This window comes from Haloplanus vescus (genome assembly GCF_900107665.1).
GTDB lineage: Archaea > Halobacteriota > Halobacteria > Halobacteriales > Haloferacaceae > Haloplanus > Haloplanus vescus.
Genome location: NZ_FNQT01000001.1, coordinates 894,767 through 921,272, shown reverse-complemented (window position 1 = coordinate 921,272; position 26,506 = coordinate 894,767). Strand labels below are relative to the sequence as shown.

Genomic DNA, 26,506 nt, shown 5'->3' with positions numbered 1-26,506 from the left:
CGAGCGTATGCCCGCGACGAAGGAACTCGTGTGTACCAGCGACGACTGCGAGCTCGACATGTTCGAGAACCACTACACGTACGACATCGCCGACGACCACTCGGTGAGCGACCTCTCCTGTCCGCTCTGTGGGGGGACGGACTGCCTCGAAGAGATAGAGCTATGACGGGGTTCAAGGAGTTCGGCAAGTCGGCCGCGAGCGCGGTGCTGGAACGCGTCGGGCGCGGCGTCAGCAAGGTCCAAGAGCGCAAGCCCCTCCCGTACGACGTCCTCGAATCCGAGGACGCCTACCTCGTCGTCTTCGACGCGCCGGGCGTCACCCAGAGTGACGTGCAGGTGCGCTACGTCGAGGGCGAGGTGCAGGTGCGTCTCGACCGCTTCCGCGACCACCGCGAGGGCTTCGAGATGCGCTTCCCGGGTCGCGGCCTCTCGCTCGACGGCCGGGCGCGCCTCCCGCCGGACGCCGACGTGGACGCCGACGAGGCGTCGGCCACGCTGAGCGAGAACGGGACGCTCCGCGTCGAGGTACCGAAGCGCGGCACGGGCACCGACGTCGAAGTCACGGCCGAAGACGGCGACGACGCCTAATTCTCTCGGTTTCGCGGGCCGTCACGTCGGGAAGTCGGCGTCGGGGTCGACCACGCGGTCGACCTCCGGCGGCATCTCCCAGTCGGTCGTCAGTTCGAGCAACTGGACGAGCATCCGCCCGGTCGCCCCCCAGACGGTGTAGCCGTCGACGTGAAAGAAGTGGAGGCGAACCTCGCCGTAGTGGGGGTGGTCGCGGCGCTCGGACTCGTAGTTCGAGTCGTCGGTCAGCGCCTCGGCGTCGAGGACGGCGATTTCCGCCACTTCGCGCTCGTCGGGGACGTACGTCCGGTCGGGGACGCGCGAGACGAACGGGCGGACCGCGTACTCGCTGACGGTGGGAATATCGTCGAGTTCCCCCACGATGTCGACTTCGTCGCGGCGAAGTCCGATTTCCTCCTCGGCCTCGCGACGCGCCGTCGCCTCCAGGTCGGCGTCGCTGGGTTCGCGCCCGCCGCCGGGGAAGCTCATCTGTCCCGGGTGCTGGCCGAGGTGGTCCGCGCGCTTGGTAAAGAGGAGGGCGTCGTCGCCGTCTCGGTCGACGACGGGGGCGACGACCGCCGCTTCACGCTCCGCGTCGTCGATGCGTCGTGGCGTGTGGCGGCCGAGCGCGGCGAGGTCTAAGCGCATGGTGCGGCGTGGTCGGGCCTACGCACCCAGGGGTGCTTTCAGTTGCGGTTCTCGAGTGCGTCGTCCAGTCGCTCCCGAATCTCGCTGGCGTCGGTGTCGCCCCACGTCTCCAGGTCGTAGCTCACGTCGAGGAGGTGTTCGATACGGTCGGTGTCGCCGTCGTCGACGGCGCTGGCGGCGTCGGCCCGGAGGCGACGCTCCACGGCCTCTACGAGTGTCTCGCGGTCGACCGTGCGGTCGGGCACGTCCATGATGTGTGGCAGGTCCTCCGCCCCGTCCGAGAGCGTCGGGAACGCAACCGGGCCGGGAACGAGCAGCGATTCGTCATCCTCGTCGACGGCGACGAGGTAGTACGCCTCGATGGCGTCCGCGACGGTGGCCTCGATGGCGTCTTCGTCTGCGCTCTCCCCGCGCTTGAACGCGAGTTCGTCGAGCGCGCTTTCGAGTTCGTCGCGGGTCAGCGCCCCGAAGAGGTCGACCACGCCCGCGAGTTCGTCGCCCGTCGACGACGGGATGCTCATCGCACCGCCTCCACGTCTTCGGCGGCGGCGTCGGCGACGTCGCCCGGCGAGAGCGGCGCGTCCGCCCACGCGGGCAGGCGCCGGTCGGTCCCCGGCGGGTCGATGGCTTCCGCGTACGTCTCGATTTGGTCGAGTTCGTCCGCTCGGTCGTACGCCAGTCCGTTGAATCTCGCATCGAGTTCGTAACTGCGGACGAGCGACTTCGCGGCCGACCGATAGCGGTCGGGCAGCGTCTCGTAGTCGGGGTCGATGCCGCCCTCGGTGACGACGCGAAAGAGCGCAGCGCCGACGTGTTCGCTCATGTCGGAGAGGCCGGTCGGTCCGCTCACCGCGCGGTGGTCGTGTTCGTACGTCCCGAGGTCGACCTGCGCGCTCCCATCGAAGCCGGTGTGGTCGAAGGCGTCGCCGAGCGTCCCGACTTCGAGCCCCCACGACCGCTGTGGGCGGAACGTCGCCGCGAGGTCGGTCGTCGCCGCGAACTCCCCCGCGAGCGCGTAGCGAAACGCCTCCAGATAGCGAAGCACGGCCGCGTCGTCGCGGCCCTCGCTCAGCGCCCGTACCAGCGGGACGAAAAACAGGCGGAACAGCCGGCCGTAGAGCCGGTCGTTCTCGACGCGCGCGTAGTACCCCTTGGCGAAGTCGTAACCGTGGGCGAGGGGGAAGAGCAGGCGCGACACGTCGGCCCGGGAGTAACTCTTGGTGTCGGCGTCGTGGACGACGACGTACTCCCGGTCGAGCGCTTGGCCGAGGCCCAGCCACACGTCGCGACCCTTGCCCACCGCCCCGTCGAGTCCGTGCTCGTCGAGGAGCGATTCGAGACGAGGGCCGTTACACCAGAGCACCGACAGCGAGAGGTCGAAGCCGTCGAGCCAGTCGTAGAAGTCGTCGACGCGGTCCGCGGTGGCCCGGAGCGGAACGACGACGTGACCCGGGTCGAGCGCTTCGAGTTCCGAGAGGACGCGGTCCGGTGCCAGCCCGCCGTACTCTCGTTCGGTCATGGGAACGACGACGGCGGCCCGGTCGGTCGGTGCCGCCGGCGTCGGGTCGGTCAGGTCGTGGAGCGTCGTCACGCGTTCCTGGACGTACTCCATCACCTCTCCCTGTGGCCGGGGCGACCAAAAGCCCGCGGGTCCATCGTCGAGTTGGCCGGTCCGTTTTTTAAAGAGGGCGCCCAAGACAATTGCATGAAATCGACGCGGAAGGGGCTCCGGGACGGCGAGCTCGAGAAGGACACCTACGAGCGCCTCACCTGCGCGGAGTGTGAGAAGGTGCTCAAGAAGCGCGACGACCCCGACGAGATTTTCACCCTCCGCATCTGTCCCGAGTGCGGACGGGAGTGGAAGGACCTGCACTGAGTCACTCGAAGACGGCGTCGAACGCCCGCGCTCCCATCGGGTCGAACGTTCCCGCCGCGATGTTTTCCGCGACGTGCGCGGGGTCGTGTGACCCGACGAGCGCACAGGTGACGGCGGGCGCGCTCCGCGCGAAGTTGATGGCGCGTTGGGCGGGCGTCTCCCCCGTCAGTTCGGCGTCGACTGCCTCCGGAAGTCCCGAGACGAGCTCTCCCTGTCCGAGACTCGCGCTCGTGACGACGTCTAAGTCGAGTGCATCCGCGACGGCGAGTGCCGACCGGCGCTCGCCCTCGAACTCGTGGGCTGCGACGCTGAACGCATCGGCCATGTGGACGTTGAAGGGGAGTTGCACGACTTCGAACCCCGTCTCCTCGCGACCGACCGTCTCAGCGGCGGCGCGGGCGCGGTCGACCACCGCCGGCAGCGAGAGGTAGGCGTCGTCTTCCGGCGGGACGCGAAACGCCTGCCACGTCGCCACGCCGTACCGACCGATGTCGCCCGCGGCCACGCGGCGCTCGAGGCGTTCGAACGTCGCTTCGAGTTGGTCGTAAACTGCCTCTCGTGACCGCTCTCGAAGCTGCGTCTCCGGGTTGTGAACGTAGTAGCAGTCGACCGTTTCGACGCCGAGTGCGTCCAGCGAGCGGTCGAGCGACGCTTCGATGGCGTCGGGCGCGATGCAGTGGTAGCCGGCGACGAGGTCCGCGGGGTCGACGGGGCCGTTCTCGACGAAGCGCTCGCGGACGTAGCGCGCGGGGTCGTCGGGTCGCTCGCCGTCGAAGGGGAGGAACCCGCCCTTGGTGGCGACGACGACGGCCTCCCGGTCTACGTCGGCGTTCTCCAGTGCGCGCCCGACCACGCGCTCGCTTCGCCCGCAGCGGTAGTTGGTCGCGGTGTCGACGACGTTGCAGCCACCTTCCAGCCCCGCGACGAGTGCGCGTTCGTACTCGGCGTCGACGGTATCGGTCGGGTCGCCGAGGTAGGTGCCGAGGCCGACGCTCGACACCACGCCGGGGCCGAATCGCCGGAAGTACGTCCGCCCGAAGGCGTCGCCGAACTCGTCTCGGTACGCCCACGTGCCGCGAGTGGTCGCCATACGCTCGCTACGCGCGATGGGCCCATATGATCGGCGATGCGGGTCATACTATTGACTTACAGCCGACAGTATCAGTCGTCGCGGTCCGGCGGGGCGATGCCCTCGATATCGCCCGTCACGCTGTCGCTGACGACGAACTGGCCGGCGGCGTTCGTCCGGCGACTCACCGCCGACACACGGAGGACGTAGCTACCGACGAGGACGAACGGCGCCAGTGCGATGGCTTCGACGCCCGTGACGAGCAGGTTCGTCGCCGGAATCGACTCGAGAAAGTGCAGGAACGACGCCGTCGTGGCCACGGACACGATGGAGGTGAACACGAGGTTCCGGGAGAGGTTCGCGAACTCCTGCCGGATGTAGAGCGACTTGAAGTAGGCGCGACCGGTCGCGACGTACTGGAGGAGCTGCAGGAGGTCGTCGATGGCCTCGTTCGTTCGCTCGGGAAGGGCGTCGCTGTGGCTCGACTGGAGCCGTCTCAGGTCGTGAATTTGTCGGTCGTGATTGTAGTCCATCATCGCGATGACGAGGTCGGCGTTCGACGCCGCCCGCGCCAGTTGGTCGTTCATCTCGCCCGTCTCCGTCGCGAGCGAGTCGAGGTAGCTGTCGAAATCCGCCCGCAGGTCCACCTCCGTCGCGTGCAGGTCGTCCTCGATTGATTGCGCGCGCGTCAGAATCTCGGCGGAGAGCAGTCGGACGAACTGCACCGGTTCTGCGGGGACGTGGTCGACGTCCAGGATGTCTTCGAGTCGGCGGCGATACTCCACGACGCTCTGGATGCGCCCGAACTCTCGGTCGAGCGCGGACACCTCCTGCGTGACGAACAGCGAGTTGACGGAGACGACGATGGAAAACAGGAGGAAGTTACCGCTGAGAAGCGCGCTAACCAGTGGGACGGTGGTCCGACTGTGGTCGCGCAAGGCCGCGGACAGCGGCTCTCCGGCGACCACCGAGCCGACGACGCCGACCAGGAGAAACCCGCCGACGAGCCCCGCCCCCGCGACGGCGACGCGATTGCCGTCGAGGAGCACCCATCGGTACAGCCGACCGAGAACGGGCATCCGCCGCGTCCCGTCGGTGGGACCACTCGTCGCCGTCATCGTCCGTCCATGTCGCCCACATCCGGCGACTTAGTGATTGCGCAGTCGGTCACAGGTCGCCTTCGAGCGCCCGCCAGAGGCGGTCGGTCAGTGTCGTTTTCCGGGCCGGCCAGACGAAGTCGTCGTCGTCGATCGGGACCTGTCCCCCGCCCATTCGGGCGTGGCCGCCACCGCTCGCGTTCGGCACGTCCGACAGCGCCGATTCGATGGCCCGCCCCATGTGAACTCGGTCGTCGCGGGACCGCCCCGAGAGATAGAGCATCCCGTCTCGGGTGCCGTAGACGATGGCCGCGGTGACGCCTTCGAGCAAGATGAGTTCGTCGACCGCCTGTGGAATCGCGTCCACGTTCGACACCGCACCCACGTTGCTGATGGCGAAGGCGCCCTCTACCTCGCGTTCGCGGATGGCGGTCGCCTTGATTTCCAGCGTCTCCGCGCTCACCTGCGGGTTGGCGATTCGGTCGAGGAGGCTCTCGTCGACGCCGGGGGAGAGGAACCGACTCGCGTCGAAATCGGCGGCGTGGATGCCCGAGGTGAGTCGGTTCGTGTCGGTGAGAATCCCGAAAAACAGTCCCGTCGCGACCCGTGAGGGGACGACGTACGTCGAGTCGATTTCGCTCTCGTGGTTCTCCGGCGGCACCGGTGTCGCGTCGAGGTCGTCGAAATACTCCGCGATCACGCTCGAACAGGCGCCGTAACTGGTCCGAACGTCGGTGAACGCCTCGCCGCGTCCCTCGCCGGGGTGGTGGTCGACGACGGCGACGGGGCGAACCGTCTCCGACCCGGCGAAGCCCCGTGGCTCGTTGTGGTCGACGAGTACGACCGTCTGCGACGTCAGATCCTCCGCTCGCTCGATTGGGTTCAGTTCGGCTTCGAGGACGTTCCGAAACGCCCGGTTCTCTTGGTGGCGAATCTGGCCCGAAAACTGAATCGTTGCGGCCGTCCCCACCTGCTCGGCCAGCGAGGCGACGCCCATGGCTGCCGCCATCGCGTCCGGGTCGGGGTTCGGATGCGTGAGCACCGACACGTCGTCGTACTCCGCCAGCATCGCCGCGAACCTGACACCGCGCGGCCGCGACAACCGATGCATGACGTAGCCGCCGCCGACCAGAACGACCAGCGTGACCAAGAGCGCCGCCAGCAACTCCGGATGCGACTGCGCGAACGCCACCGCACGGCGAACGACATCGTCGGCGGCGACTGACATACTCGTGCCGACTCGGGCGAGTCGGAAGAGTATTCTCCTGTTACGTCGTCGCGCTCCCGACGGAATTCACGCCGACCGGAACGCGTGGATTGCGGAGCGATACCCCGCCCAGACCGTCGGATACTGGAGGTCGTATCCGACCGCGTGCAAGCGGTCGTTGATGCATCGCTTGCTCGCTCGCACCCGCCGACTCGCGTCGTCGCCACGCTCTTCGACCGTCTCCTTGGGCGGCCGGTCGACGCCGCACTCGTCGGCCAGCCAGTCGGCGAAGGCCCACTTCGAGACGGGTTCGTCGTCGACGGCCAACACCACGTCGTCGCGGCCCTGGTCCGTGGTGAGCAGATGCGCGACGACGCCGGCGGCATCGTCGCGGTGAATCGAGTTGAGATACCCCTCCGTCACCGGGCCGTCGAGATAGTAGTCCAGGCGGTAGCGGTCCGGACCGTAGAGGCCACCGAACCGCACGACGGTACCGTCTATCGGGCCGTCGAGCGCTATCTCTTCGGCCTCCACGAGGACGCGCTGGCGCTCGGTCGCTGGCTCCAGCGTCGTCGCTTCGTCAACCCACGCACCGTCGTGGTCGCCGTAGACGCCCGTGCTCGACGTGTAGACGAGGCGGTCCGGCGGCGACGGCCGCTCGCTGAACGTCTCCACGGCGGTCCGCAACCCCTCGACGTACGCCGCGCGCGCCGCCTCCGGCCCGCGACCACCCGCGCTGGCGGCGTAGACGACCCAATCGACATCCGGGACGGCGTCGAGCGACGCCGCGTCGGTCACGTCGGCGCGGACGGCGTCGAATCCCGCGTCTTCGATGGCTTCGAGGCCCGCGTCGGACCGGCGGACGCCGACCACGTCGTGGCCGGCGTCGGTCAACTGGCGCCCGAGTTCGATGCCCACGTAGCCACAGCCGAGAATGGCGACCTGCACGGTAATCAGTGGGCGTTCCGCCCCGCGACGTAGTTGTGGATGGCAGCGAGTTCGGCGAGCGTCATCCGCGTTCGCCCCTCGATTGCCTGCTGGACTTCCTGTCCAGAGAGGTCGAGGTCGACGTTCGAGGCGATGGTGTCGACGTCGAGGACGCCGGTCGTCATCCCCATCAGCAGGTGGTCGCGTACCTCTTGGACGATGGCGTCGGCGTCCGGACCGTCCACCGCGAGAATCGCGGCTGCCTCCGACAGGGTGAGCGACGGCGACTCGCCGGCGGCGAGGGCTCGAATCGTCTCCGCCGACACCCCCGTCTCCGAAGCGACAGCGTCGGCGTCCAGTCCCTCGATTGCGGCTCGTAATTCTGCCTCGTATGCCTCGTGGAGTTCGGCCGGCGTCAGCGTCGCCGGTTCGTCCGCGGCGTCGTAGAGCATACGCCGGTTCAACGCCCCGCCGACAAAAGTGTCACTCTGTGTCGCTACACGCCGCCGACCACGACGTGCATCCGGGCTGGGGCCACGTCCCCGAACGTTCGTCGGCGTTTCCGTCCACGTCGCCAACGCCGCTCCGAGACGGAGGTACGGCTACCGTGACGACCGTTTCGGTCCGGAACTCGACGCGCTCGTCACGGCCGAGGTGTTCGGCCGTCCCGTCGCCGTCCACGTCGACCCGGACCGCGGAGCCGTCGCGGACGTACCGAATCGCCGTCTCGGGTGTCGCCCCCGGCGCTCCGCGGTCCGTCTGGAGCGTGAAGCGAGCGTACGCGCCCTTGACCTCGACGGTCCAGACGTTCACCGTCGCGTACCAGTAGCCCGGAACCGGCGCGACTGGCAGGCCAGCGGGCGTGACCTCCAGCGTCTCGTTCACTCGCTCGCGGACGCGAGCGCTCCCTCGCTCCGCCGCCCGCGTCACGAGTCGTTGCTGGACGCGACGCAGCGTCTCGTCGACTCGCTCCTCGTCGACCGTCGTGGCCGACGACCGCCGCGCCGCCGCGAACGTCGCGTCGAGACGCGTTTCCAGTCGGTCGACGCGTCCGGGTTCATTCCCCGGTGCCCGTTCGTCGGCGGCGACGGCGATGGATTCGGCCAGCGATCCGTTGCTCGCCGCCAGCGCCCGGCGTGCGGGGCGGTCCCACTCTCCCATTCCCTCTGCGACCGCCGCCTGCGCCTCGGACCGGGTGAGTCGCGTCTCGTTCGCGACGGCTCGCCGCGCACGCGACCGAATCACGCCGACGCCGTCGGCCACGGATTCTCGGAGCTGGCGACGTGACTCGTTCGACCCCGACGCGAGCAGGGCCTGCGCCCCCGACCGTAACCGAACGCCGGACGAGCGGTTGGACGCATCTCCCGCCACCGCGTCCGCGGCGTCGCCGTACGGCGTCGCGAACAGGTTGACGTTCTTCGCGGAGAGCGGGTGATACGAGCGGGATGGCGGGACGCCCGTCGCTCGGTCGTGACTCACCGACGCCACGGTGAGGTAGGAGGGCGAGCCACGCGGCACGATGCCGACGGCGCCGCCCGGCGGTGACCCGGCAATCGTCGCCCGCCCCCGCGGCATCGGCGTCTCACGCCGTTCGAGGATTTTCTGTAGCGTCGCTACCGACCCGACGCCGGTCGCTTCGAGCACCGCGTCGAATCGCTGTCGCGTCGCGTTATGTCTCGCTGCACGCCGCTCCAACCTGCGTATCGTCGCGTCTATCAGCGCCACTCGCGCACCGACGCGCGCCCTATCGGCGGCCCCGCGGTAGCGGTCCGGGGCGTCGATGAGTTCCGACCGACGCTCGCGAAGGGCCGCAGCGAGTCGTTTCGGCGGGTTCGCCGAGTACGTCGCGAGGGCTCCCGCTTCGACCGAGACGTTCTCTGCGTCGAGTCGCTCGGCGAGGGTGGCGAGGTCCGCGTTCGTCCACGGTCGAAGCGACGATGGTCGGTCACCGTAGACGACACGACCGCTCGCATTCAACTCACCCGTCGCCGCCGCCGTCGCTACCGCGTCCCGTCCGCCTCGACGCTCGACGAGCACGCGTTCGGCTTTCCCGGCCACGTCCGCGAGGTTCGGGCCGTCGAGCGGCCCACCGCGTTCGAATTGGGGACTCGTCGGCCGGTCCGGCGCCGTGCCGTTCGGGGCGTATCGTCCGACGACTGTGACGCCGATTCGGTAGCGGTCCGTCCACTCGGCGGACGTGGTCGTCGTGTCGTTCTCGTGGCTCCACTGCCACGTCACTCGGCGTTCGAGCGTGACTTCGCGGACGAACCCGTCGAGTCGGTGCTCGTCGTCGTAGACCGCTGGTGTCGAGCCAGTTCCGGATTCGACCGTCGCCGTCGCCGATTCGCTCACGTCGGTGAGCGACCACTCCTCGCCCGGTTCTTCGGGGTCGGGCCGTGGCTCGTCGTGTGTCTGGCGTCGCGCCGTTCGAAGCTCCGTTTCGACCCGATAGGCGGCCCGCAAGACCGCTTTGAGCGAGCGGTTCGACCGGAGCGCTTCGGTTCGCATCCCCGCCGCGGCGTGTGTGGCCAGCGGGTCGACGCCGACCGAAACGTTCCGGTCGGGTGAGGCGTTCGATTCGTGTCGACGCGGTATCCCGACCGTGGCGTTCCGGTTCAGATTCGGGCGCGCGAGCACTCGGTCCGCCCACGCGCTGTCTGCAGACGTCGCCGCCGTGAAGTCTCGAACACCGAGTTCGACGAACGCACGCTGGGTCGCCCGTTTCCCTGCGGGGTCGCTCCGTCCGAAGACGGCCCGCTGCGTTTCGAGGACCGCACCGTTCGTCGACGTCTCGACGTGTCGGTTCGCGACGACGTTGGCGATGGGCGCGCCGTAGTACTGCCCCCAGCCTCGCGTCCACGCGACGGGGTAGAGACGCGCGGTCAGTCGCCGTCCCAGCCCCGGACCGTCGAGCGGGCCGCGATTCAGGCGCGTCTCGAACGTCGTCGCCCGGTCGTGTAGTGCGAGCACTGGCGTCGATACCGTCACCGTCCGGGTGCGCTGCTCTTGGGCGACGACCCGTCCTGACTCCCGAGCGGTCACCGTCAGGTTCCGGACGGTCACGCGAAGCGCCGTCCCGTTCTCGACCCCGCGAACGTCGATTCGAGCCATCCCGTCCCGGAGTTCGGGCACCGTCGTCGCTTCCGGCACCGACGCGACGGCGACCACGTCGCCCCGGCGGTACTGCGTCGACGCCAACGCCTCCTCGACGGCCAGATAGATCCGGAGACGAAGCGAGTCGCGGAACGGCGTGTCGTGGCTCAGGAGCCGTCCGTACGCCGTGTCGGCGGGTTCGGTCACCGGCTCGCTGGCCGCCTCGCGCGCTGCGTCGTCGACTGCCGACCGCAACGCCGTCGTCGTCGCGGCCGTTGTCCGCTCCATCGCCACGTCGACGTCTTGGTCGATGCGCGACGGCCCCTGCGTCGAGAGCGCCGTCCCGAACGTCGCCGCCCCGACCAGCAACAGCGCACCGACCAGCGCGAACGGCACCCGCGCCCGCCGGTCGTCGGCGAGGCGAGTCACGGCCACGTCCTCACGACGATTCGCACGTGACCGACGCGCACCGTCTCGGCCGTCTCGACCGTCGATGCGTTTCGAGAGCGAAGGTCCTGTTCGACCCGTCCAGCGAGCGCCGTGGCGAGTCGGTCGTTGGCGGTGTCGACGCCGCCGTCGACGAGCGTGGACGAGTGCGTGACGCCGAGCACCTGTTCGGCGCGACGGTAGCGGTGACGGACCAGCGACGCGGACGCCGAGGACTCGCCCGCAGCGATTCGGGTTCGGGTCGGTGGGAACCAGCCGTCGACGACGCTTCGTGCGACGACGGCCGCCGTCCCGTTCGCGCCGCGTGCGCGAGCAGCGTTCACGGCAGCGGCTCGCGTCGGTGGCAGGCCACTCGGCGCCTCCAGCGTCGCCGCGTGGACCGTGCGCCCCCGCGGCGGCGGGTCGCCGATTACAACTCGGCCACGCACCGACGAGCCGCGATGGAGACGCCACGTCGCGGTGATTTGGGTGTGGTTGGTCCGAATCGCGCCCCGGACGGCACGGACGACAGCGCGCTCGAACCCCTCCTCCACGTGCCACAGGCGTTCGCCGCCGACCGTCGTTCGACTCACAGCGGCTCGCGCCAGCAGTCCGGCGAGCGTCCCGTGGGCCGTGCGCTCGGACGCGCTCGCTTCGTCCGGCACGTCGACGCTCGTCGTCTCCGTTCTCGGCGTGAGAGAGTAGTTCACCGACGCCGTCGTCGTCGCGAGCGTCGAAGCCGTGGCGGGTGCGTTCCCCTCGCCCGCTGGCGCACGCGGCGTCGCCGTCGTGACGGTCACCACCGCGGCGCTAACGAGGAGGAGACAGAGCACGCCGTCGAGGACGGTACTCGTCACGTCCACACCACCACCCGGACGCGACCCGGACGGACCCGTCCCGGAGCCAACCGAACGCCGAGCCGACGGACCGCCGTGTCGACCACCTCTCTCCGCCGACTGGGCGGCGTCGGTCCCGCGCTCCAGCGCTCGCCCGCCGCCGCAATCGTGACCCGACAGCGATAGCCGCTCGGTCCCGCGTCCTGCGCGCGGTCCAGTCGCTCCGTGTGCGCGACCCCACCCGTGACGAGTCGGTCGGTCACGCGGTCGAGCGTCGGCGACGCGAGATTCCGACGTTCTGCCATCCCTGCGCCGTCGAGTGCGACCGCGTACGTCGACACGGCGCTACACACCGCGAGGAGGACGACGAGCGCGGCGGTCGGCTCGACCTGTCCCCTAGCCGACGAGTGTGACATCACACTCCTCCCAGACGACGTGGCGGACGATTAGCGGGCCCTCGGCGGGACGCCAGCGCGGCGTCTGCGCGCGGGCCTCGGCGCTGGCCTCGCAGAGTGCGTCGCCCGTTTCGAACCGCGACTCCGGCGGTGCGCCCCGGAGGACGGCACGGAGCGCCTGCGACCCCGTCGCTGGTGTCACGGGGCCGAACGCGAACGCCGCGTGCGTCGTTCCGGCATCGTTTCGCAGGCCGATGCGGCTCGCTCCGATTCGAATCGCCGTCGCGTCCAGCGGGTGTTCGGCTGTGGCCGACCGCTCCGTCGCCGCTAGTCGGTCGACCGTGTCGGCGGCCGACGCTGCGGCGGGCGGCGGCGCCGTCGGCAGCGTCGCGCCGACGCCCACGAGGACGACGCCCGCGAGCGACAGGCCGAGCCAGACGTGCCACGCGTCGACTGGAGGTCCGAGCATGGGCCGGCGTGGCCCCGTCACCCTACTTGAAGTCGGGGTCAGAGGAAGAGTCCCGCGCCGACGTACGCCGCGAGGTAACAGAGCGTGGCGAGCGACAGCGCGACGCCGACGCGGTGCCCGACGAGCGTCCGGTCGAGGCCGCGCGTCAACCCGACCGAGAGGACGGTGAGCGCGACGGCTAGCCAGAGGACGTACGCGCCGACGACGAGGCCGAGGTGGGCCGTCGGGAGCGCGCTGGCGCCGAACTGCGCCGCCGTCCCCTCTCGGGCGACCCGGGCGGACAGCGCGACGGTCGTTCCCCCCACGACCGGCCCGAAGACCGCCGCCGTGTTCGAGAGGGTATCGGTCAGTCGCGAGAGGTCGCGCCGCGCCGCACGCTCGACCCGGCCGAGCTCCTCGATGTGCTCGGCGGTCGACACCAACGCGTCACCGGCCGGCTGCCCCTCGACTGCTGCAAGGTCGAACAGCGACGCCACCTCTCGCAGTCGCTGGCTCGGGACCGTCTCGACTGCGTCCGCGCACGCCTCGCCGACCGGCACGCCGAGTCGTCGTTGGCGGCGGGCGACCTCGTCGAAGAGCGTCCCGGTCGCACCGGGAACCCGTTCGGCGGCGTCGGTGAGTGCCGTTTCGACGGCGTCGCCCGCGGCGACCCGACGCCCCACGAGATAGCAGGCATCGTGTAACTCGGCTTCGACCGCTTCGACGTGCTCGGCCACCTGCTTTGCTTCGCGAGCGTCGAGGACGAGTGCGACTCCGCATCCGAGTCCGACCGCAGCGATAGGCGCCGTCCACGGGTCGAGGGCGTGGAGGGCGACGCCCCCGCTGCCGACGGCCGCGACTGCGCCGCCAGCGACGGGGACCACCCGACTACTCGGTACGTCGGGGTGGTCGCGCGTGATTCGCGGCGGCGGGAAGGCGACGGGGCGACGAGCCAGCAGCCACGCTCCCGCCACCGTCACTCCGACGGGGAGCAGACCGTCGTATAGGACCGTGAGAACGGGGATTGAGAGCCTGACTCCCGTCGCTCGGGCGGCGGGGAGCACGCCGACCAGCGCGAGCGGGAGGAGGACGCCGAACGCGTACAGCCCGGTCACGGCGCCCCTGATGTCGCTCGTGAACGACGCCAGTTCGTCCCGGACGCCATCGAGCGACGCCTCGACGGCGCGGTCCAGCTGTCGCTCCCGCTCCGCAGGCGGCGCGGACGCGGCGGCGCCGAGTCGGGCGACCGACCGCTCCAGCGCCGGGAAGTCCTCCTGCCATTCCCGTGCGAACCGCTCGAACCCACTCCGTGGCGTTCCGGCCGCGCGGGTAACGTGTGCCTCGAGACTCGCAGCGAGCGCGCCAGTCCCCGAATCGGCGGCGAACGCCGCGGCACGCTCGACCGTCGGGTCGATTCGAAGCCGAAGCGCGGCCCGGCCGATGAGCGACGCCGCCGCCCCCAGCGCCCGCGTCCGCGCCATCGTCGCCAGAAACGGCGGGCCGTGGCGCGCGGCGACTGGGACTGCGAGACCGACCGCACCGATACCTGCACCCACGCCGATGCCCACCCGAACTGTCGTTTCGGTTGCGAGCACCGTCCCGACTGCGACGCCGAGGACGAACACGGCCGTCGCGACGACATACGCCGCTCGAACCAGCGTCTCGCCGTCGACGCCCGCGTCGAGATACGTGAGCGCTCGGTCGAGGTTCGGGTCCGGGTCGACACGCCACGGCCACCACGAGGCCACCCGAGCCATCCAATCGTCACTCATTCGTCCACCCGCTGACGGTGGGCCGCGTCCACCTCTCCGGGTGCCGTTCGGTTGGCGGTGACGAGACGCTCCAGCGTCGATTCTCGCTCGTCGAGTGCCTCCAGTACGTCCGCGTACGACTCCGTCGGGCCGGCGAGCGACGCCACGAGGTGACTGTTCCCGCGCCGGACGACGCCAGTCGTGGCTATCCCGTCGTCGCCGAGTTCGAACAGCGTCTCGAACGTGACGCCGTCCTCGGTGGTGCGGACCTCCTCGATGCTCGCCACGCGCCGACGCTCGTCGCCGGCGAGCGTCACGAGGAGGTCCGTCGCGGCGAACGACGATGCCGGCACGCCGAGGTCGGTGACGACGCGTTCGACCACTGCGTCGGCGCCGTCGCCGTGAATCGTCCCGAGGACGGCGCTCGACGCCGCGCCGACGCGCATCGCCTCGTAGAGCGTCGCTGCCTCCTCGCCGCGCACCTCGCCGACGACGAGAGCACCGTCGCCCAGTCGGAGCGCCGTTCGCAGCGCGTCCGTCGCCGAGAGTTCCGGCCCGTCGTCGGCCTCGGTCCGAATCGCCTGCACGTCGCGGTCGGCGTCCCGGAGCGTCGACACCGGGAGTTCCGGCGTGTCTTCGACGACGACGGTCCGCGTCGCCGGCGGGAGCTCCCAGAGGAGCGCGGAGAGAAACGTCGTCTTGCCTGCGCCACGCGGTCCGGCGATGAGCCCCGCCGCGGCGCGCTCGACGGCGAGCGAGCAGAGCGCCGCCGCTTCGACCGAGAGCGTGCCGTTGGCAACGAGCGCTGGCAAGGTCCACGCCGACGTCCCGTGACACCGGAAGACGAACCCCGTGCCGGTGCTGGCGGGGTCTGTGACGCCGGCGACGCGGACGCGTTCGCCGAACGGTCCCGTCGTCGTCGCGTCCAGCGTCGGCGCCGCTCGCGAGAACCCGCGGCCGCTCTCGCGCCGGAACCGCGCCGCGAGCGCGGCCACGCCCTCTGGCGTCAGGTGGACGTTCGTCGGCACGCGCTCGCCGTCGATGGCCACCCGAACTGGGCCGTCGCTCACCGGCGCGGTGACGGTCACTTCGGCCACCTTTGGGTCGGCGAAGAGGTCGTCGAGGACGCCGTGGCCCGCCGTGTGCTTCCGCAGGACGCGTTCGACCGCCGCGGCGGACGCAGCGTCGATATCGACGGCTCCGACAGCGCGGGTGAGCGCTCGGCCGTCGTTCGCGCCGTCGCTCTCCGAGAGGCGAGCGTACGCGGCCGAGAGCGCGCGTAGCGCCTCGTCGTCCAGCCGCCAACCGAGCGGGTTGAGAGCGTACTGGTCGCCTCGCTCCGTCCGGTATCGCCGCACCGTCGCGCCGGTGTCGATATTCCACGTATCGACCAACGTCGCGCCCGCGGGCGGCCGCTCGACGAGTCGCGCGTTCGCCACCGTCGGCCCAACCGTCGCCCCGAGGGCGTCCGCGTAGCCGTCGACGCGACCTGCCCCTGCGGCCAGCCCCGTCGTCGCCGCCAGTCGCTCGACCGGTCCGGCGCGACCGGTCGCCTCGCGAGCGGCGCCCAACGGGTCGCGGCGAGCTCGCTCGGCGAGTCGCTCGTCGTGGACGGCCACGCGCGCCGCGAAGCGTCCGGCGGCGACCAGCAGTCCGACCGCATCGTCGTCGTAGACGCGTTCGCGCCCCGACCGTTCGACGTGGACGGCGTCGGCCTCGCGTTCTGCGAGCGTGCCGACGACCGTCGCTCGGCAGTCGGGATTGGTCGCGAGGTCACCGTCGCCTCCGCAGTCGTTGGCGTCGACGACGAGCGTTCCGTCCGACCCACCCGCGTCGCGAAACGAGGGGTCGCAGTCACACGACGACTCCAGCGGTCCGTCGTTCCGCCGCTCGCGTAGTCTATCGAGCAGTCGCATACGGCGGGTGCCGCGCTATCGCTCTTGAACCTCAGCCCCGAGTGACAACGACGCCGACCCCGTCAGCGCGCACGAGCGAGAGTTCGAGCCGGTAGCGACCCGCAGCGTCGAACCGAATCGGCCCGTTGGGTGTTCGGAGGTCAATTTCCCGAAGCGTCGTCCGATGGGGTCGCTCGCCCGCGAGACGGTAGCCGATCTGGTCGTCCTCGCCGTCGACCCACAGGCTCGCGTCGACGGCGGTCCACGACCGTTCGAGGAGCCGAAGTCGGACGAGGCGGCGCGCACCGGGCACGCCCGGCGCAGTCGGGTCTTCGTGGGCGACGAGGGAGTTCGCCGCTCGCGCCACTCGCTCCGTCACGCGGTTGAGATGGATAGCCGTCCGCGACGTTCGGCTCTCGTCGATGGCGGGCGTGACTGCCGCCAAGAGAGCGACCGTCAGGAGCACCGCGAGGACGACGCGAATCACAGGAGTCGCCGGAGTCGCTCGCCCAGCGACGCCGCTTCGGAGTCGTCGTCCTCAGTCGGCTGGTCGGCCGCCGCGGCTGTCGCCGCGAGCGTCGCATCGGTTTCGGTTCGGACTCGTTCCTGTAACCCGTCGGTCGCGTCCTGTGGGCCGACCGTCGTCGCACGCGGGTTCGTCTCCGTGGCGCGCTGGTCCATCGCCGTCGTTCGGTCTTCGTCTGTCGCCGTCGAGTCCGGGGATTCGAACCCTCCTGACTCGGTGGCGGGACTGGTATTGCCCTCGTGAGTGGCGTCTAGCGTGCTGCTCTGCTCGGCGCGGTCAAGTCGCTCCTCGACCGCTCGCAGTTCGGTTTCGAGGCGCTCGGCCCGGGCGACGGCGTCGTTCGCCCGGCGCTCGACCGCTTCGTCGACGGCGCGGACGCCGCCCGCGAAGCCGCGAAGTGCTTGGACTGTCGCTTCCAGTTCGGAAACTCGGTCGTCGAGCGCCGACGCCCGTTCTTCGACTTCGTCGAGACGAGCCGAGGTTCGGGCGGCGTCGGGCAGGCCGTCGTCGGCGTGTCCGTCGGTGACTGCGCGTTCGAGTGCGGCGACGCGGTCTGCCAGTGTATCCTCGACCATACCGGCCGGTGGTCCCGCTATCGTACCTAAAGGTTCGGCGTCGTGGCGGCGGTGCGTTGAAGGGGACGCACGACACACGTCAGACGTATGAAGTCCGTCCTGATTGGTGTCGGACAGGCCGGCGGCAAGGTGACCGCCGCGCTGTCCGACTTCGACGCGCGGCACGGCTTCGACGCGGTCACCGGGTCGCTCGCGATAAACAGCGCACGGTCCGATCTCCAGTCCCTCCCACTCGACACCGTCCTCATCGGCGGCGCGACGGTGAACGGTCACGGCGTCGGCGGCGACAACGAACTCGGCGCCGAGGTGATGCGCGACGACATCCAAGAGGTACTCGGCGCCATCGACGGCCGAACGACGGCCGAAGCCGAGGCCATCTTCGTCGTCGCCGGCCTCGGCGGCGGCACCGGGAGCGGCGGCGCGCCCGTCCTCGTCGAAGAACTCCAGCGAATCTACGACATCCCCGTCTACGGCTTGGGTATCCTCCCCGGCCGCGACGAAGGGTCACTGTATCAGGTGAACGCCGGGCGCTCGCTGAAGACGCTCATCCGCGAGGCCGACGCGACGCTCCTGATAGACAACGACGCGTGGCGGTCGTCAGGCGAGAGCCTCGAATCCGGCTACGAGGCCATCAACGAGCGCATCGCCCGACGCGTCGGCCTCCTCGTCGCGTCGGGCGAGGCCGTCGACGGCGTCGGCGAATCCGTGGTCGACAGCTCCGAAGTCATCAACACCCTCCGCGGTGTCGGGGTGGCGACGCTCGGGTTCGCCGCCGCCGACGCCTCCTCAGACACCGCCGCCAACGTCAACGTCGTCACGAGCACGACCCGCCGAGCGGTGCGCTCGGGGTTGAGCCTCCCGGACACGACGCGGGCGGAGCGCGGACTCCTCGTCGTCGCCGGCCGCCCAGACGCCATCTCCCGGAAGGGTGTCGAGAAAGCGCGCTCGTGGCTGGAGACGGAGTTGGAGACGATGGAGGTTCGCGGCGGTGACTTCCCGCTTCGACAGGACCGCCTCGCGTCGCTCGTGTTGCTCGGCGGCGTCGCCGACTCCGACCGCCTCGACGACTTCCTCGAGCGAGCCAGAGAGGCGGCGCGAGAGAAAGAAGATGACGACGACGAATCGTCGCTCGTCGACGACCGAATCGACGGGTTGCTCTGAGGCCGACGGCCGAACGGCGTTACTTCGACGTGACGAGGCTGCCGCCGTCGAAGTCGGTGCGGCCGTAGTCGACGTCCATCAGGTCGAGGATGGTCGGCGCGATGTCGAACAGGTCCGCGTCCGTAATCGAGACGTTGGGGTCGTCGACGAACAGCGTCGCGTTGTCGAAGCTGTGCATCCCGTTGCGCGGGCCGATGCCGAACACTTCGTCGTGGCCCCTGAAGCCGGACTTGAGGTCGAACCCGTGGTTCGGGATGGCGACCAGGTCGGGCGCGATGTCGTCGTGGTCGCCGCGGAAGGCGTCCTCCTTCTCGACGACGCGTTCACACACCTTCTCGCCGTTCGGGCCTTCGAGCGCTTCGAGGGCCACCTTCAGTTCGTCGCGGGTCGCCTCGTACTCCTCCTGGGGGACGGATCCACGCGGCTCGCGGCCTTCGAGATTGATATAGAAGCGACCGGGGATGAGCGAGTATGCGCGCGACTCCTCGGCGATGTCGGTCAGGTCCTCGTGGTCGTCGTCCTCGTAGGAGAGCCAGCCCTCCTGTTCGAGCCACGCGTTGCAGTGGACCTCGTGGTCGAGCGTGGTGAACCCGTGGTCGCTGGCGACGACGAGCGTCACGTCGTCCGCGAGGAGGTCCCGAATCTGGCCGATGTAGTCGTCGACGGCGCGGTAGAACTCCATGAACGCCTCCTTGTTCGGACCGTCGCGCTCGTAGTCCTCGAACAGGAAGTGGTTGACGCGGTCGGTCGTCATGAAGACGCCGAAAAACAGGTCCCAGTCGTCCTGCTGGAGGTACTTCGAGAAGGCCTCGAAGCGCGTATCGAGCGTCTCGTGTGCGTCCTCGATGAAGTCGCTCTTGTCGTCTTTGTGCCCGAGCTTAGCGTTCACGTCGATGGCGTAGTCGATGGACTGGAGGTAGTCCCGGAGCTCGTCCGGGGTGGCCGCCTTGTCGACGCCGGGCGAGAGGAACCCGGAGACCATGCGGGAGACGTTTCGCTGCGGCGGGAACGTGACGGGGACGTTCATCACCGTCGCGTCTCGGTCGGCCTCGTCGACCCGGTCCCAGAGACGCGGCGCCTGCACGTCCTGCCCCATCGGGACGTACGTGTCGTAGGAGCCGACTTCGCGGTCCTGGAAGCCGTAGACCCCGGTTTCGCCAGGATTGACGCCCGTCGTCAGCGACGGCCAACAGGCGCTCGATTCCGGCGGGACGATGCTGTCGATAGCGCCAGCGCTGCCCTCGTCGGCGAGTGCCGCGAAATTCGGAAATTCTTCGGGATGATTCTCGAGAAGACTGAACGGCACCCCGTCGATGCCGATAAACGCGACGCGCGGATGGTCCTCGCCGCGCAATCGATCGAACAGGCCCATATCACCGTATACCTATGTCACAAATAAGTATCTTCGTTTCCCGACGGATACGGACGCGAGCGACGACGCGGCCGCCAACTGTTAGGGAACCGTACCTCGTGGTCCGGTTGGCACCCCCGTCAGCCACCACCGAAGCGCGATAATCGACAGACTGGAGCGTGTTAACCGCGCGTACCAAACCCCCTATTATCGTCTCGGCCATCGGTAGTGCCATGAGCACGACTGCCGCGGGAAGCGACCTGAACGAGAAACAGCGACGCATCCTCGGCTACCTGCGCGAAGAGGCGCCGACGAAGACGTATTTCAAATCGCGACTCATCGCCCAGGAACTCGGGATGACCGCCAAAGAGGTAGGTGCAAATATGACCGCTATTCGGACCGGCGAGTTCGACGTCGACGTGGAGAAGTGGGGCTACTCCTCGGGGACGACGTGGAAAGTCGACGTTCAGGGTTCGTAACGCAGGAGGGTGTCGGCGTCGGCGGCGAAGTCCCGCGTCTCGTCGTCGAAGGAGTCCGCGTATCGCACCAGCAGCGTGATGACCGTCTCGGGGCGAGCGATTTCGTAGCCGTCCGTCCGGTCCAGCAGTCCGGCCTCCTCCAGCTGTGAGGCGTACGTGCTCACCGTCGCTCGCGACACGTCGAGCGCCCGAGCGACGTCGCTCCCCGACGCAGTCGGGTGGCGCAGAAGCGCCAGTATCATCCCTCGCGGCGTCTCGCGCCGGAGGTAGCCGAGCGCGACCTGTTCGAACGTCGAGAAGCGGTCGGCGACGAAGAAGCGACGGTAGTCGCCGTCGCGTCGGGAGACGAGAATGTCGTCGTCGAGGAGTCGCCGGAGGTGGTGTTGGGTCTCTCCCGTCCCGAGTTTCAGGTCGTCGCGGAGCTTCGAGAAGTGAGCGCCGGGCGTCGTGTTCACGTAGCCGAGGATGGCGTCGCGGGCGTCGCTCCCGTCGGTCGCCGCCCGTGCGTCGCCCGTGCTCAATCCAGCGAACGGCGCAGCGGCTCCGAGTGCAGCGAAGCGCCGTAGCGTCGCTCGTTTCTCGGCGTCGACCCCCCGTTCCCGGTCCCCATCCGGCATAGACACCTACACGGTTGCGTCGGGCCGGCAAAAGGGTGTCGCCGACCGTTCGCTTACTCCGGTTCCGTCTCGGGGTCCGTCTCGCCGTCGGGCGTCTCTGCAGGACCTTCTCCATCCATCTCCGGTGGTTCTTGGGCGTCTTGCATCACTTCGTCCGCGCTCTTGATGCTCGTCCCCGACCCGGACTTGATGGCTTCGGCCTCCTGTTCGAGCTCTTCGATGTCCATCTCGGCTGCTTCGTCGATCTGTCCGAGAATCTCCTCGATGTCGTCGAGACCGATCAGTTCTCGCGTCTCGTCGTCGAACTCCAGCGAGTCCAGTCCGTCCATCTCTTGGACGTCGCTTCCGCTCAACTGCTTGCCGTAGCGACCGACCAGTGACGTGAGTTCCTGCGGGAGGACGAACGTCGTCGACTCGCCCTGTCCCATGCGTTCGAGCGTCTCCATCCCCTTGTCGATGACCGCGCGTTCACCCATCGACTCCGCCGACTTCGCGCGGAGAACCGTCGAGATGGCGTCACCCTGCGCTTCGAGAATCTGGCTCTGCTTTTCACCCTGCGCGCGGATGATGTTCGACTGCTTCTCACCCTGTGCCGTCTCGACGGCGCTCCGTCGCTCACCCTGCGCTTCGAGAATCATCGCCCGCCGGCGACGCTCCGCGGAGGTCTGTTGCTCCATCGCCTGCTGGACGTCCTTCGAGGGGTTGACCTCACGGACCTCGACGGACTCGACGCGGACGCCCCACTCGTCGGTGGGTTCGTCGAGTTCCTTCCGGATGCGCGCGTTGATCTCTTGGCGCTTGTTCAGCGTGTCGTCGAGTTCCATGTCGCCCAGCACGGCGCGGAGCGTGGTCTGGGCGAGGTTCGAGACGGCCATCTTGTAGTTGTCCACCTCGAGGAACGCCTTCCGGGCGTCCATCACCTTGATATAGACGACGGCGTCGGCCGTCACCGGCGAGTTGTCGCGCGTGATTGCCTCCTGTCGCGGCACGTCGAGGGTCTGTGTCCGCATGTCGAAGGCGTACGTCCGGGAGACGAACGGGGGGATGAACGTGATGCCCGGTTCGAGCAGGCGGCGGTACTCACCGAACACCGTCAGCGCCTTCTTCTCGTATGCGTTGACGATTTCGACCATCTGGTAGACGGTCACGATGGCGAGAATCAGTACGAGGATGCCGACCACCAGCGACCCGACACCCAGACCGAGTTGTAAGATAACGGGGGCCATGGTGGGCATTAGGCGCTGGCCATCAAAAGCGTTCGCCCGGATTGCGATTTCGCCCTAGTCGTCGACTTCTTCGACGCGTTTGCCCGTCGCCTTCGGGACGACTCGGCGGTCCGCGTTCTCCCACTCGCGGTCGAGTTCCTCGCCCTCGAACAGGCGGTCCAGAAACACCGCCAGCGCCGCCACCTCGGAGTGGGGTTGGTTCGTCACGCCCACGTTCCAGTCGGCGCGGTCGTACACCTCGAAGTCCACTTTCCCCGCGCCGACGACGACTAGGACCGGCGCCTCGACGTGGTCCGCTCGAATCTCCGGCGTGACCTCCTCGACGGGTTCGCCGTACATCGTGAGGTGGACGACGGGCCCCTCCCAGTCTTCGAGTGTCGGGCGGTAGGAGTCGGTCACCGTCACCTCGAACGGCCCGCCGAAGCGGTCGGTGATGTCTTCGACCGTCTCCGCGGCCTGTGTCGTCTCGCCGACGAGGACCGCCCGGTCGGCGCCGAGGGCCCGCGCCGTCAGAGCGACGTGCGTGGTCATCCGGTCGTCGCGGCCGGGGCGATGCCCCAGTCGCAACACGACGACCTCCGGTGAGTCTTGCATGGCAGAGCGATGGGCGCGGAGGTGGTAACGGCTTTCGAATCCGCCGTATCGGAAGGCACTTGCGCCGGCCGGGGCATGCGTCGCTATGGACCTCACCGACCAAACGGTCGTGATAACCGGCGGCGCGGGCCTCATCGGCTCCCACCTCGCCGCCCGTCTCGCCCCCGACAACGAGGTTATCGTCGCCGACGACCTGTCGAAAGGCGACGCGGACCGTCTCCCGGACGACGCCCGCCTCGTCGTCGCCGACGTGACCGACCCCGACGACGTGGCCGACGTCGTCACCGAGGACGTGGACATCGTCTTCCACCTCGCGGCCTACACCGACACGAACTACGCCGACCCCCGGCAGCTGTTCGAGGAGAACACCGAGATGACCTATACCCTCCTCGAACGCGCCGACGAGGTGGGTGTCGACGGCTTCGTCTTCACCTCCTCTTCGACGGTCTACGGCGAGGCGCCCCGCCCCACGCCGGAGGACTACGCGCCTCTCGAACCCATCAGCGAGTACGGCGCGAGCAAACTCGCCGACGAGGGTCTCGTCTCGACGTATGCCCACTCCTACGACCTGCAGGCGTGGACGTTCCGCTTTGCCAACATCGTCGGCCCCCACCAGCGCGGGAACGTCATCCCCGACTTCATCGAGAAACTGCTCGACGACCCCGAGACGCTCACCATCCTCGGCGACGGCCGACAGGAGAAGTCGTATCTCCACGTCGAGGACTGCGTCGACGCCATCTGTCACGTCGTCACCCACGCCGACGCTCCCCTCAACACGTACAACCTCGGGTCGCGGACGACCACCTCCGTCAACCGCATCGCCGACATCGTGAGCGAGGAGATGGGAATCGACCCAGACTACGAGTACACGGGCGGTGACCGCGGGTGGACGGGCGACGTGCCGAAGATGCGCCTCTCCATCGAGAAGCTCTCGGCGCTCGGGTGGGAGCCGCCGGAGTCGAGCGACGACGCCGTCCGCCGGGCGGCCCGCCAACTCCTCGACGAACTCGCATAGACACCCCTTTACTCGTCGCTCGCTAGGCTCCGGGCGTGCAAATCGTCGGCTACGACGCGAGCGACGGCCGCCTCGTCGTGAGCGACGACGCCGGCGTTGACTTCGTCTCGCTCGACCCCGGGGCGACGCTCTCCTACCGTCTCGGTGACCGGCACTGCGCGGGCGTCGTCGCCGACGACGGCCACCACGCTTGCGACGCCGACGCCGCCCCCCACTGCCCCCAACACACCTCGACGTGGGTCTGTGCGCGGTGTACGGGCACCTGCCTCAAAGACGAGATGGACTGTTTCGACGACCACGCCATCTACCTCGCCGCCTTCGCACCGGACACGTTCAAGGTCGGCGTCACGAAGGCGTGGCGACTGGAGACGCGTCTCCGCGAGCAGGGGGCGGACCGCGGCGCGCACATCCGCACGGTGGAAAATGGACGCATCGCCCGCGAAATCGAGGCGGAACTGGCGGCGGAAATTCCCGACCGGGTTCGCGTCCCGACGAAACGGGCCGGCCTCGGCCAGTCGGTCGACGAGGCGGCGTGGCAGGCCCTCAGTGACGACTTCGACCCGATAGAGACGTTCGCGTTCGACTACGGGCTGGACCTCTCGGAACGCCCGGTGGCGGAGACGCTGGCGACGGGGACGGTTCGCGGGACGAAGGGGCGCTTGCTCGTTCTCGACCACGCCGGCAGCACCTACGCCGTCGATATGCGTGACCTCGTCGGCTACGAGGTGCGCGAGGGCGAAACCGACCGACGGCTCCAGTCCAGTCTGGGTGCGTTCGGATGACTCATCCAATCCGCTCCCACGACGGCGCGTCGTCGAGTCGCGGGAGGGCGTCGCCGATGTCCATCAACGCGGCGCCGTAGAACCGCTCGCGGCCGGTCGGGGTTCGGACGCGCACCACGACCGTCTCGCCCGTCACGCGAAAGACGGCGAGCGACCGCGTCGACTCGACGTGCGTCCAGCGCCCGAGGCGGGTCGCTTCGTCGTCGTCGACCACCCGAGAGCCGAGTTTCCAACTCAGCCGGCTCAGACAGGAGAGGTCGAGGGGGACGGCGGGTGGGAGGCATGCTCCGCCGTCGCTATCGTTGCGTGTGGCCATACCACGCCTCACCGTCCGTCGATAAAAACGCAACCGGTTCGGTCGCGCGCGACTCGGGAGACGACAACCCTTTTCGGCGTGGCTTGCGAACTCGCTGGCATGGCAGACGACGAACCCAACGACGACGGTGCAGAGGGTGGCGAGGCCGACGGCGAGGAGAAGTCGTTCCGCGAGCGCGTCGAGGAGATTCGCGAGCGCCGCGCCGAAGAGCGCGAAGAGGGCGAGCGCCCCGACCCCGAAGAGATGATGGGTGGCGAGGGCGGCCCCGGCGGCAACCCCTTCGCACAGATGATGAGTGGCATGATGGGCGGTGGCGGCCCCGGCGGCATGGGCGGCGGTCCCCCCGGAATGGGCGGCGGTGGCGGCCCGCCGGGCATGGGTGGCGGCCGTGGCGGCGCCGAGGAGGACTCGGTCGGCAACGAAGAACTCGTCCGCGAAGTGCGTCAGCTCCGCGACGAAGTCCGTGACGCCACGCGGCAGCTGCAGCGCATCGCGCAGGCCATCGAAGACGACTAACTCACGCGGTCGTACACGTCCACGAGGCGGTCGACCGAGCGGTCGACCCCGTGGTGCTCGCGCCGTTCGAGACACCGTTCTCCGAGTGCCTCCCGCTCCGCCAGCGTCCGCTGAATCGCGTCGCGGAACGACGCTACGTCGCCCGTCTCGAAGTGATACCCCGTCACGCCGTCTTCGACGGTATCAGCGAGTGCGCCTTCGTCGGCGCCGACGACGGGCGTGCCGCAGGCGTTCGCCTCCAGCGCCACGAGGCCCTGCGTCTCGACGGGACTGGGGAAGACGAAGGCGTCGAGTGCGCTGTAGAAGGCGGGGAGGTCCGCGCGGTCGAGGAAGCCGAGGAAGCGAGCGTCGACACCGCGCTCGGTCGCCTGCCGTTCGAGGTCGTCTCGCGCTGGCCCGTCGCCGCCGAAGACGACGGTCACGTCGAGCTCGGCGGCGGCGTCGATGACGTCTTGGAGGCGCTTCTCGTAGCCGTGCCGCCCCGTGTAGCCGACGAGCGTGTCGGCGTCGTCGAGGCCGTGGCGCGCCCGGAATGCCGCGCCGTCGACGGGCTGAAACTGCGTCAGGTCGATGCCGTTCGGGATGACGGTCACGGGCGTCGAGACACCCACCTCGTCGGTGAGGTGGGTCGCCGTCGCCTCGCTCGGCGTGAGGACGGCGTCGGCGTGGTCGAGGAACCAGCGCTCGTAGCGCTCGCTAATCCGCTCGATGCCGGTTTCGATGGCCTCGGTCGGCGCCACGTAGTCCGCGTACTCCGCCGTCGGCGTGTGATAGGAGGCGACGAGCGGGCGGTCACGCTTTCGCGCGAGTCGAAGCCCCGCGAGGCCGACGGCGAACGGCGTGTGCGCGTGGACGATGTCGACGTCGCGCACCCGGCGCGGAATCACGGGCGTGCCGAGTCGAAAGCCGGGGTAGAAGGGAAAGGGGAGGCTGGAGACGGGATACTCGCCCGCGCGGGCGGCGTAGCCGCCGGTCCGGGGGTAGACGATGTCCATCCGGCCACCGCGCTCCGCCCAGCAATCGCGCCACGCTTTGACGGCGTAGGTGACGCCGTTGACCGTCGGCAGGTAGGTGTCGGTGAAGACGGCGACCGAACGCATTGGCTCCGTTTCG

General features: G+C 69.2%; 30 protein-coding genes. 8 read left to right on the top strand and 22 right to left on the bottom strand.

What is annotated here, in order from left to right:
* Positions 1–7 precede the first annotated feature (7 nt).
* Both BLU18_RS14760 and BLU18_RS04895 read left to right on the top strand, forming a co-directional pair.
* On the top strand, positions 8–166 hold the full coding sequence (locus BLU18_RS14760) for a DUF7559 family protein (protein ID WP_176791178.1): 159 nt from the start codon (positions 8–10) through the stop codon (positions 164–166).
* Positions 163–588 (top strand): Hsp20/alpha crystallin family protein, encoded by a 426-nt coding sequence (locus BLU18_RS04895; protein ID WP_092632349.1) that lies wholly within the window; start codon positions 163–165, stop codon positions 586–588. The genes BLU18_RS14760 and BLU18_RS04895 overlap by 4 nt, the downstream gene beginning before the upstream one ends.
* Before the next feature lie 21 nt (positions 589–609).
* On the opposite strand, the gene BLU18_RS04890 is transcribed toward BLU18_RS04895, so the two are convergent.
* Genes BLU18_RS04890 through BLU18_RS04880 form a run of 3 tightly spaced genes read right to left on the bottom strand, consistent with a single transcriptional unit; the run spans position 610 to position 2,827 of the window.
* Positions 610–1,215 (bottom strand): NUDIX hydrolase, encoded by a 606-nt coding sequence (locus BLU18_RS04890; protein ID WP_092632346.1) that lies wholly within the window; start codon positions 1,213–1,215, stop codon positions 610–612.
* A 38-nt stretch (positions 1,216–1,253) separates the two neighbouring features.
* Positions 1,254–1,730 (bottom strand): DUF7109 family protein, encoded by a 477-nt coding sequence (locus BLU18_RS04885; protein WP_092633622.1) that lies wholly within the window; start codon positions 1,728–1,730, stop codon positions 1,254–1,256.
* Positions 1,731–1,732: 2 nt separating this feature from the next.
* Entirely contained in the window at positions 1,733–2,827 is a 1,095-nt protein-coding gene (locus BLU18_RS04880; protein ID WP_092632342.1) for a glycosyltransferase family protein, read from the bottom strand.
* A gap of 93 nt (positions 2,828–2,920) precedes the next feature.
* On the opposite strand from BLU18_RS04880, the gene BLU18_RS14755 reads away from it, so the two are divergent.
* Entirely contained in the window at positions 2,921–3,091 is a 171-nt protein-coding gene (locus BLU18_RS14755; RefSeq protein WP_176791177.1) for an HVO_0758 family zinc finger protein, read from the top strand.
* 1 nt (position 3,092) lies between these two features.
* Here the strand turns inward: BLU18_RS14755 and BLU18_RS04875 are convergent, their stop codons facing one another.
* The 13 genes from BLU18_RS04875 to BLU18_RS04815 all read right to left on the bottom strand — a co-directional run bounded on the left by BLU18_RS04875 (position 3,093) and on the right by BLU18_RS04815 (position 17,336).
* Complete coding sequence (locus tag BLU18_RS04875) at positions 3,093–4,181, bottom strand: aldo/keto reductase (RefSeq protein WP_092632339.1); 1,089 nt, start codon at positions 4,179–4,181, stop codon at positions 3,093–3,095.
* A 71-nt stretch (positions 4,182–4,252) separates the two neighbouring features.
* Positions 4,253–5,278, bottom strand: a complete 1,026-nt coding sequence (locus tag BLU18_RS04870; protein ID WP_092632336.1) for a DUF7972 family membrane protein — start codon at positions 5,276–5,278, stop codon at positions 4,253–4,255.
* Between the two features lie 49 nt (positions 5,279–5,327).
* Positions 5,328–6,485, bottom strand: coding sequence for a DHH family phosphoesterase (locus tag BLU18_RS04865; protein WP_092632333.1), 1,158 nt, complete (start codon positions 6,483–6,485; stop codon positions 5,328–5,330).
* Between the two features lie 66 nt (positions 6,486–6,551).
* A complete protein-coding gene (locus tag BLU18_RS04860) occupies positions 6,552–7,418 on the bottom strand; it encodes an SDR family oxidoreductase (protein WP_092632330.1) in 867 nt (288 codons plus the stop codon).
* Positions 7,418–7,843, bottom strand: coding sequence for a DUF5791 family protein (locus BLU18_RS04855; protein ID WP_092632327.1), 426 nt, complete (start codon positions 7,841–7,843; stop codon positions 7,418–7,420). Before BLU18_RS04855 ends, BLU18_RS04860 begins: the two co-directional genes overlap by 1 nt.
* A gap of 31 nt (positions 7,844–7,874) precedes the next feature.
* A complete protein-coding gene (locus BLU18_RS04850) occupies positions 7,875–10,919 on the bottom strand; it encodes a DUF7286 family protein (RefSeq protein ID WP_092632324.1) in 3,045 nt (1,014 codons plus the stop codon).
* Positions 10,910–11,773, bottom strand: coding sequence for a DUF7284 family protein (locus tag BLU18_RS04845; protein ID WP_092632322.1), 864 nt, complete (start codon positions 11,771–11,773; stop codon positions 10,910–10,912). The genes BLU18_RS04850 and BLU18_RS04845 overlap by 10 nt, the downstream gene beginning before the upstream one ends.
* Positions 11,764–12,162, bottom strand: a complete 399-nt coding sequence (locus BLU18_RS04840) for a DUF7285 family protein (RefSeq protein WP_092632319.1) — start codon at positions 12,160–12,162, stop codon at positions 11,764–11,766. The genes BLU18_RS04845 and BLU18_RS04840 overlap by 10 nt, the downstream gene beginning before the upstream one ends.
* Positions 12,143–12,610, bottom strand: a complete 468-nt coding sequence (locus tag BLU18_RS04835) for a DUF7283 family protein (RefSeq protein ID WP_092632316.1) — start codon at positions 12,608–12,610, stop codon at positions 12,143–12,145. Before BLU18_RS04835 ends, BLU18_RS04840 begins: the two co-directional genes overlap by 20 nt.
* A 38-nt stretch (positions 12,611–12,648) precedes the next feature.
* A complete protein-coding gene (locus tag BLU18_RS04830) occupies positions 12,649–14,361 on the bottom strand; it encodes a hypothetical protein (protein ID WP_092632313.1) in 1,713 nt (570 codons plus the stop codon).
* Complete coding sequence (locus BLU18_RS04825; RefSeq protein WP_092632310.1) at positions 14,358–16,256, bottom strand: type II/IV secretion system ATPase subunit; 1,899 nt, start codon at positions 16,254–16,256, stop codon at positions 14,358–14,360. Before BLU18_RS04825 ends, BLU18_RS04830 begins: the two co-directional genes overlap by 4 nt.
* Before the next feature lie 31 nt (positions 16,257–16,287).
* Entirely contained in the window at positions 16,288–16,722 is a 435-nt protein-coding gene (locus BLU18_RS04820; RefSeq protein ID WP_092632307.1) for a DUF7311 family protein, read from the bottom strand.
* Positions 16,719–17,336 carry a DUF7310 family coiled-coil domain-containing protein gene (locus tag BLU18_RS04815; RefSeq protein ID WP_092632304.1) on the bottom strand — a complete coding sequence of 206 codons (618 nt, stop codon included), beginning with the start codon at positions 17,334–17,336 and terminating at the stop codon, positions 16,719–16,721. The genes BLU18_RS04820 and BLU18_RS04815 overlap by 4 nt, the downstream gene beginning before the upstream one ends.
* Positions 17,337–17,423: 87 nt before the next feature.
* Here BLU18_RS04815 and BLU18_RS04810 point away from each other — a divergent pair, with 87 nt between their 5' ends.
* Positions 17,424–18,497 carry a tubulin/FtsZ family protein gene (locus BLU18_RS04810; protein WP_092632301.1) on the top strand — a complete coding sequence of 358 codons (1,074 nt, stop codon included), beginning with the start codon at positions 17,424–17,426 and terminating at the stop codon, positions 18,495–18,497.
* A 19-nt stretch (positions 18,498–18,516) separates the two neighbouring features.
* Here BLU18_RS04810 and BLU18_RS04805 read toward each other — a convergent pair whose 3' ends face one another.
* Positions 18,517–19,869 (bottom strand): alkaline phosphatase family protein, encoded by a 1,353-nt coding sequence (locus tag BLU18_RS04805; RefSeq protein ID WP_092632298.1) that lies wholly within the window; start codon positions 19,867–19,869, stop codon positions 18,517–18,519.
* 212 nt (positions 19,870–20,081) lie between these two features.
* On the opposite strand from BLU18_RS04805, the gene BLU18_RS04800 reads away from it, so the two are divergent.
* Positions 20,082–20,327: a DUF7123 family protein gene (locus tag BLU18_RS04800; protein ID WP_092632295.1), complete on the top strand. Its 246-nt coding sequence runs from the start codon at positions 20,082–20,084 to the stop codon at positions 20,325–20,327.
* Here BLU18_RS04800 and BLU18_RS04795 read toward each other — a convergent pair.
* The 3 genes from BLU18_RS04795 to BLU18_RS04785 are packed head-to-tail and all read right to left on the bottom strand — an operon-like array spanning position 20,315 to position 22,764.
* A complete protein-coding gene (locus BLU18_RS04795) occupies positions 20,315–20,944 on the bottom strand; it encodes a winged helix-turn-helix transcriptional regulator (RefSeq protein ID WP_092632292.1) in 630 nt (209 codons plus the stop codon). The genes BLU18_RS04800 and BLU18_RS04795 overlap by 13 nt on opposite strands.
* 53 nt (positions 20,945–20,997) lie before the next feature.
* Positions 20,998–22,170, bottom strand: coding sequence for an SPFH domain-containing protein (locus BLU18_RS04790; RefSeq protein ID WP_245697880.1), 1,173 nt, complete (start codon positions 22,168–22,170; stop codon positions 20,998–21,000).
* A 54-nt stretch (positions 22,171–22,224) separates the two neighbouring features.
* Positions 22,225–22,764, bottom strand: a complete 540-nt coding sequence (locus BLU18_RS04785) for a tRNA (cytidine(56)-2'-O)-methyltransferase (RefSeq protein WP_092632289.1) — start codon at positions 22,762–22,764, stop codon at positions 22,225–22,227.
* Between the two features lie 85 nt (positions 22,765–22,849).
* On the opposite strand from BLU18_RS04785, the gene BLU18_RS04780 reads away from it, so the two are divergent.
* The gene (locus BLU18_RS04780) at positions 22,850–23,779 is read left to right on the top strand and encodes an NAD-dependent epimerase/dehydratase family protein (RefSeq protein ID WP_092632286.1); all 930 of its coding nucleotides are present in this window, start codon (positions 22,850–22,852) and stop codon (positions 23,777–23,779) included.
* Between the two features lie 35 nt (positions 23,780–23,814).
* A complete protein-coding gene (locus tag BLU18_RS04775) occupies positions 23,815–24,561 on the top strand; it encodes a DUF2797 domain-containing protein (RefSeq protein WP_092632284.1) in 747 nt (248 codons plus the stop codon).
* Between the two features lies 1 nt (position 24,562).
* Here the strand turns inward: BLU18_RS04775 and BLU18_RS04770 are convergent, their stop codons facing one another.
* Entirely contained in the window at positions 24,563–24,877 is a 315-nt protein-coding gene (locus BLU18_RS04770) for a hypothetical protein (RefSeq protein ID WP_092632280.1), read from the bottom strand.
* A 99-nt stretch (positions 24,878–24,976) separates the two neighbouring features.
* On the opposite strand from BLU18_RS04770, the gene BLU18_RS04765 reads away from it, so the two are divergent.
* On the top strand, positions 24,977–25,393 hold the full coding sequence (locus tag BLU18_RS04765) for a hypothetical protein (RefSeq protein ID WP_092632277.1): 417 nt from the start codon (positions 24,977–24,979) through the stop codon (positions 25,391–25,393).
* On the opposite strand, the gene BLU18_RS04760 is transcribed toward BLU18_RS04765, so the two are convergent.
* Complete coding sequence (locus BLU18_RS04760) at positions 25,390–26,493, bottom strand: glycosyltransferase family 4 protein (protein ID WP_092632274.1); 1,104 nt, start codon at positions 26,491–26,493, stop codon at positions 25,390–25,392. The genes BLU18_RS04765 and BLU18_RS04760 overlap by 4 nt on opposite strands.
* Between the last annotated feature and the right edge of the window lie 13 nt (positions 26,494–26,506).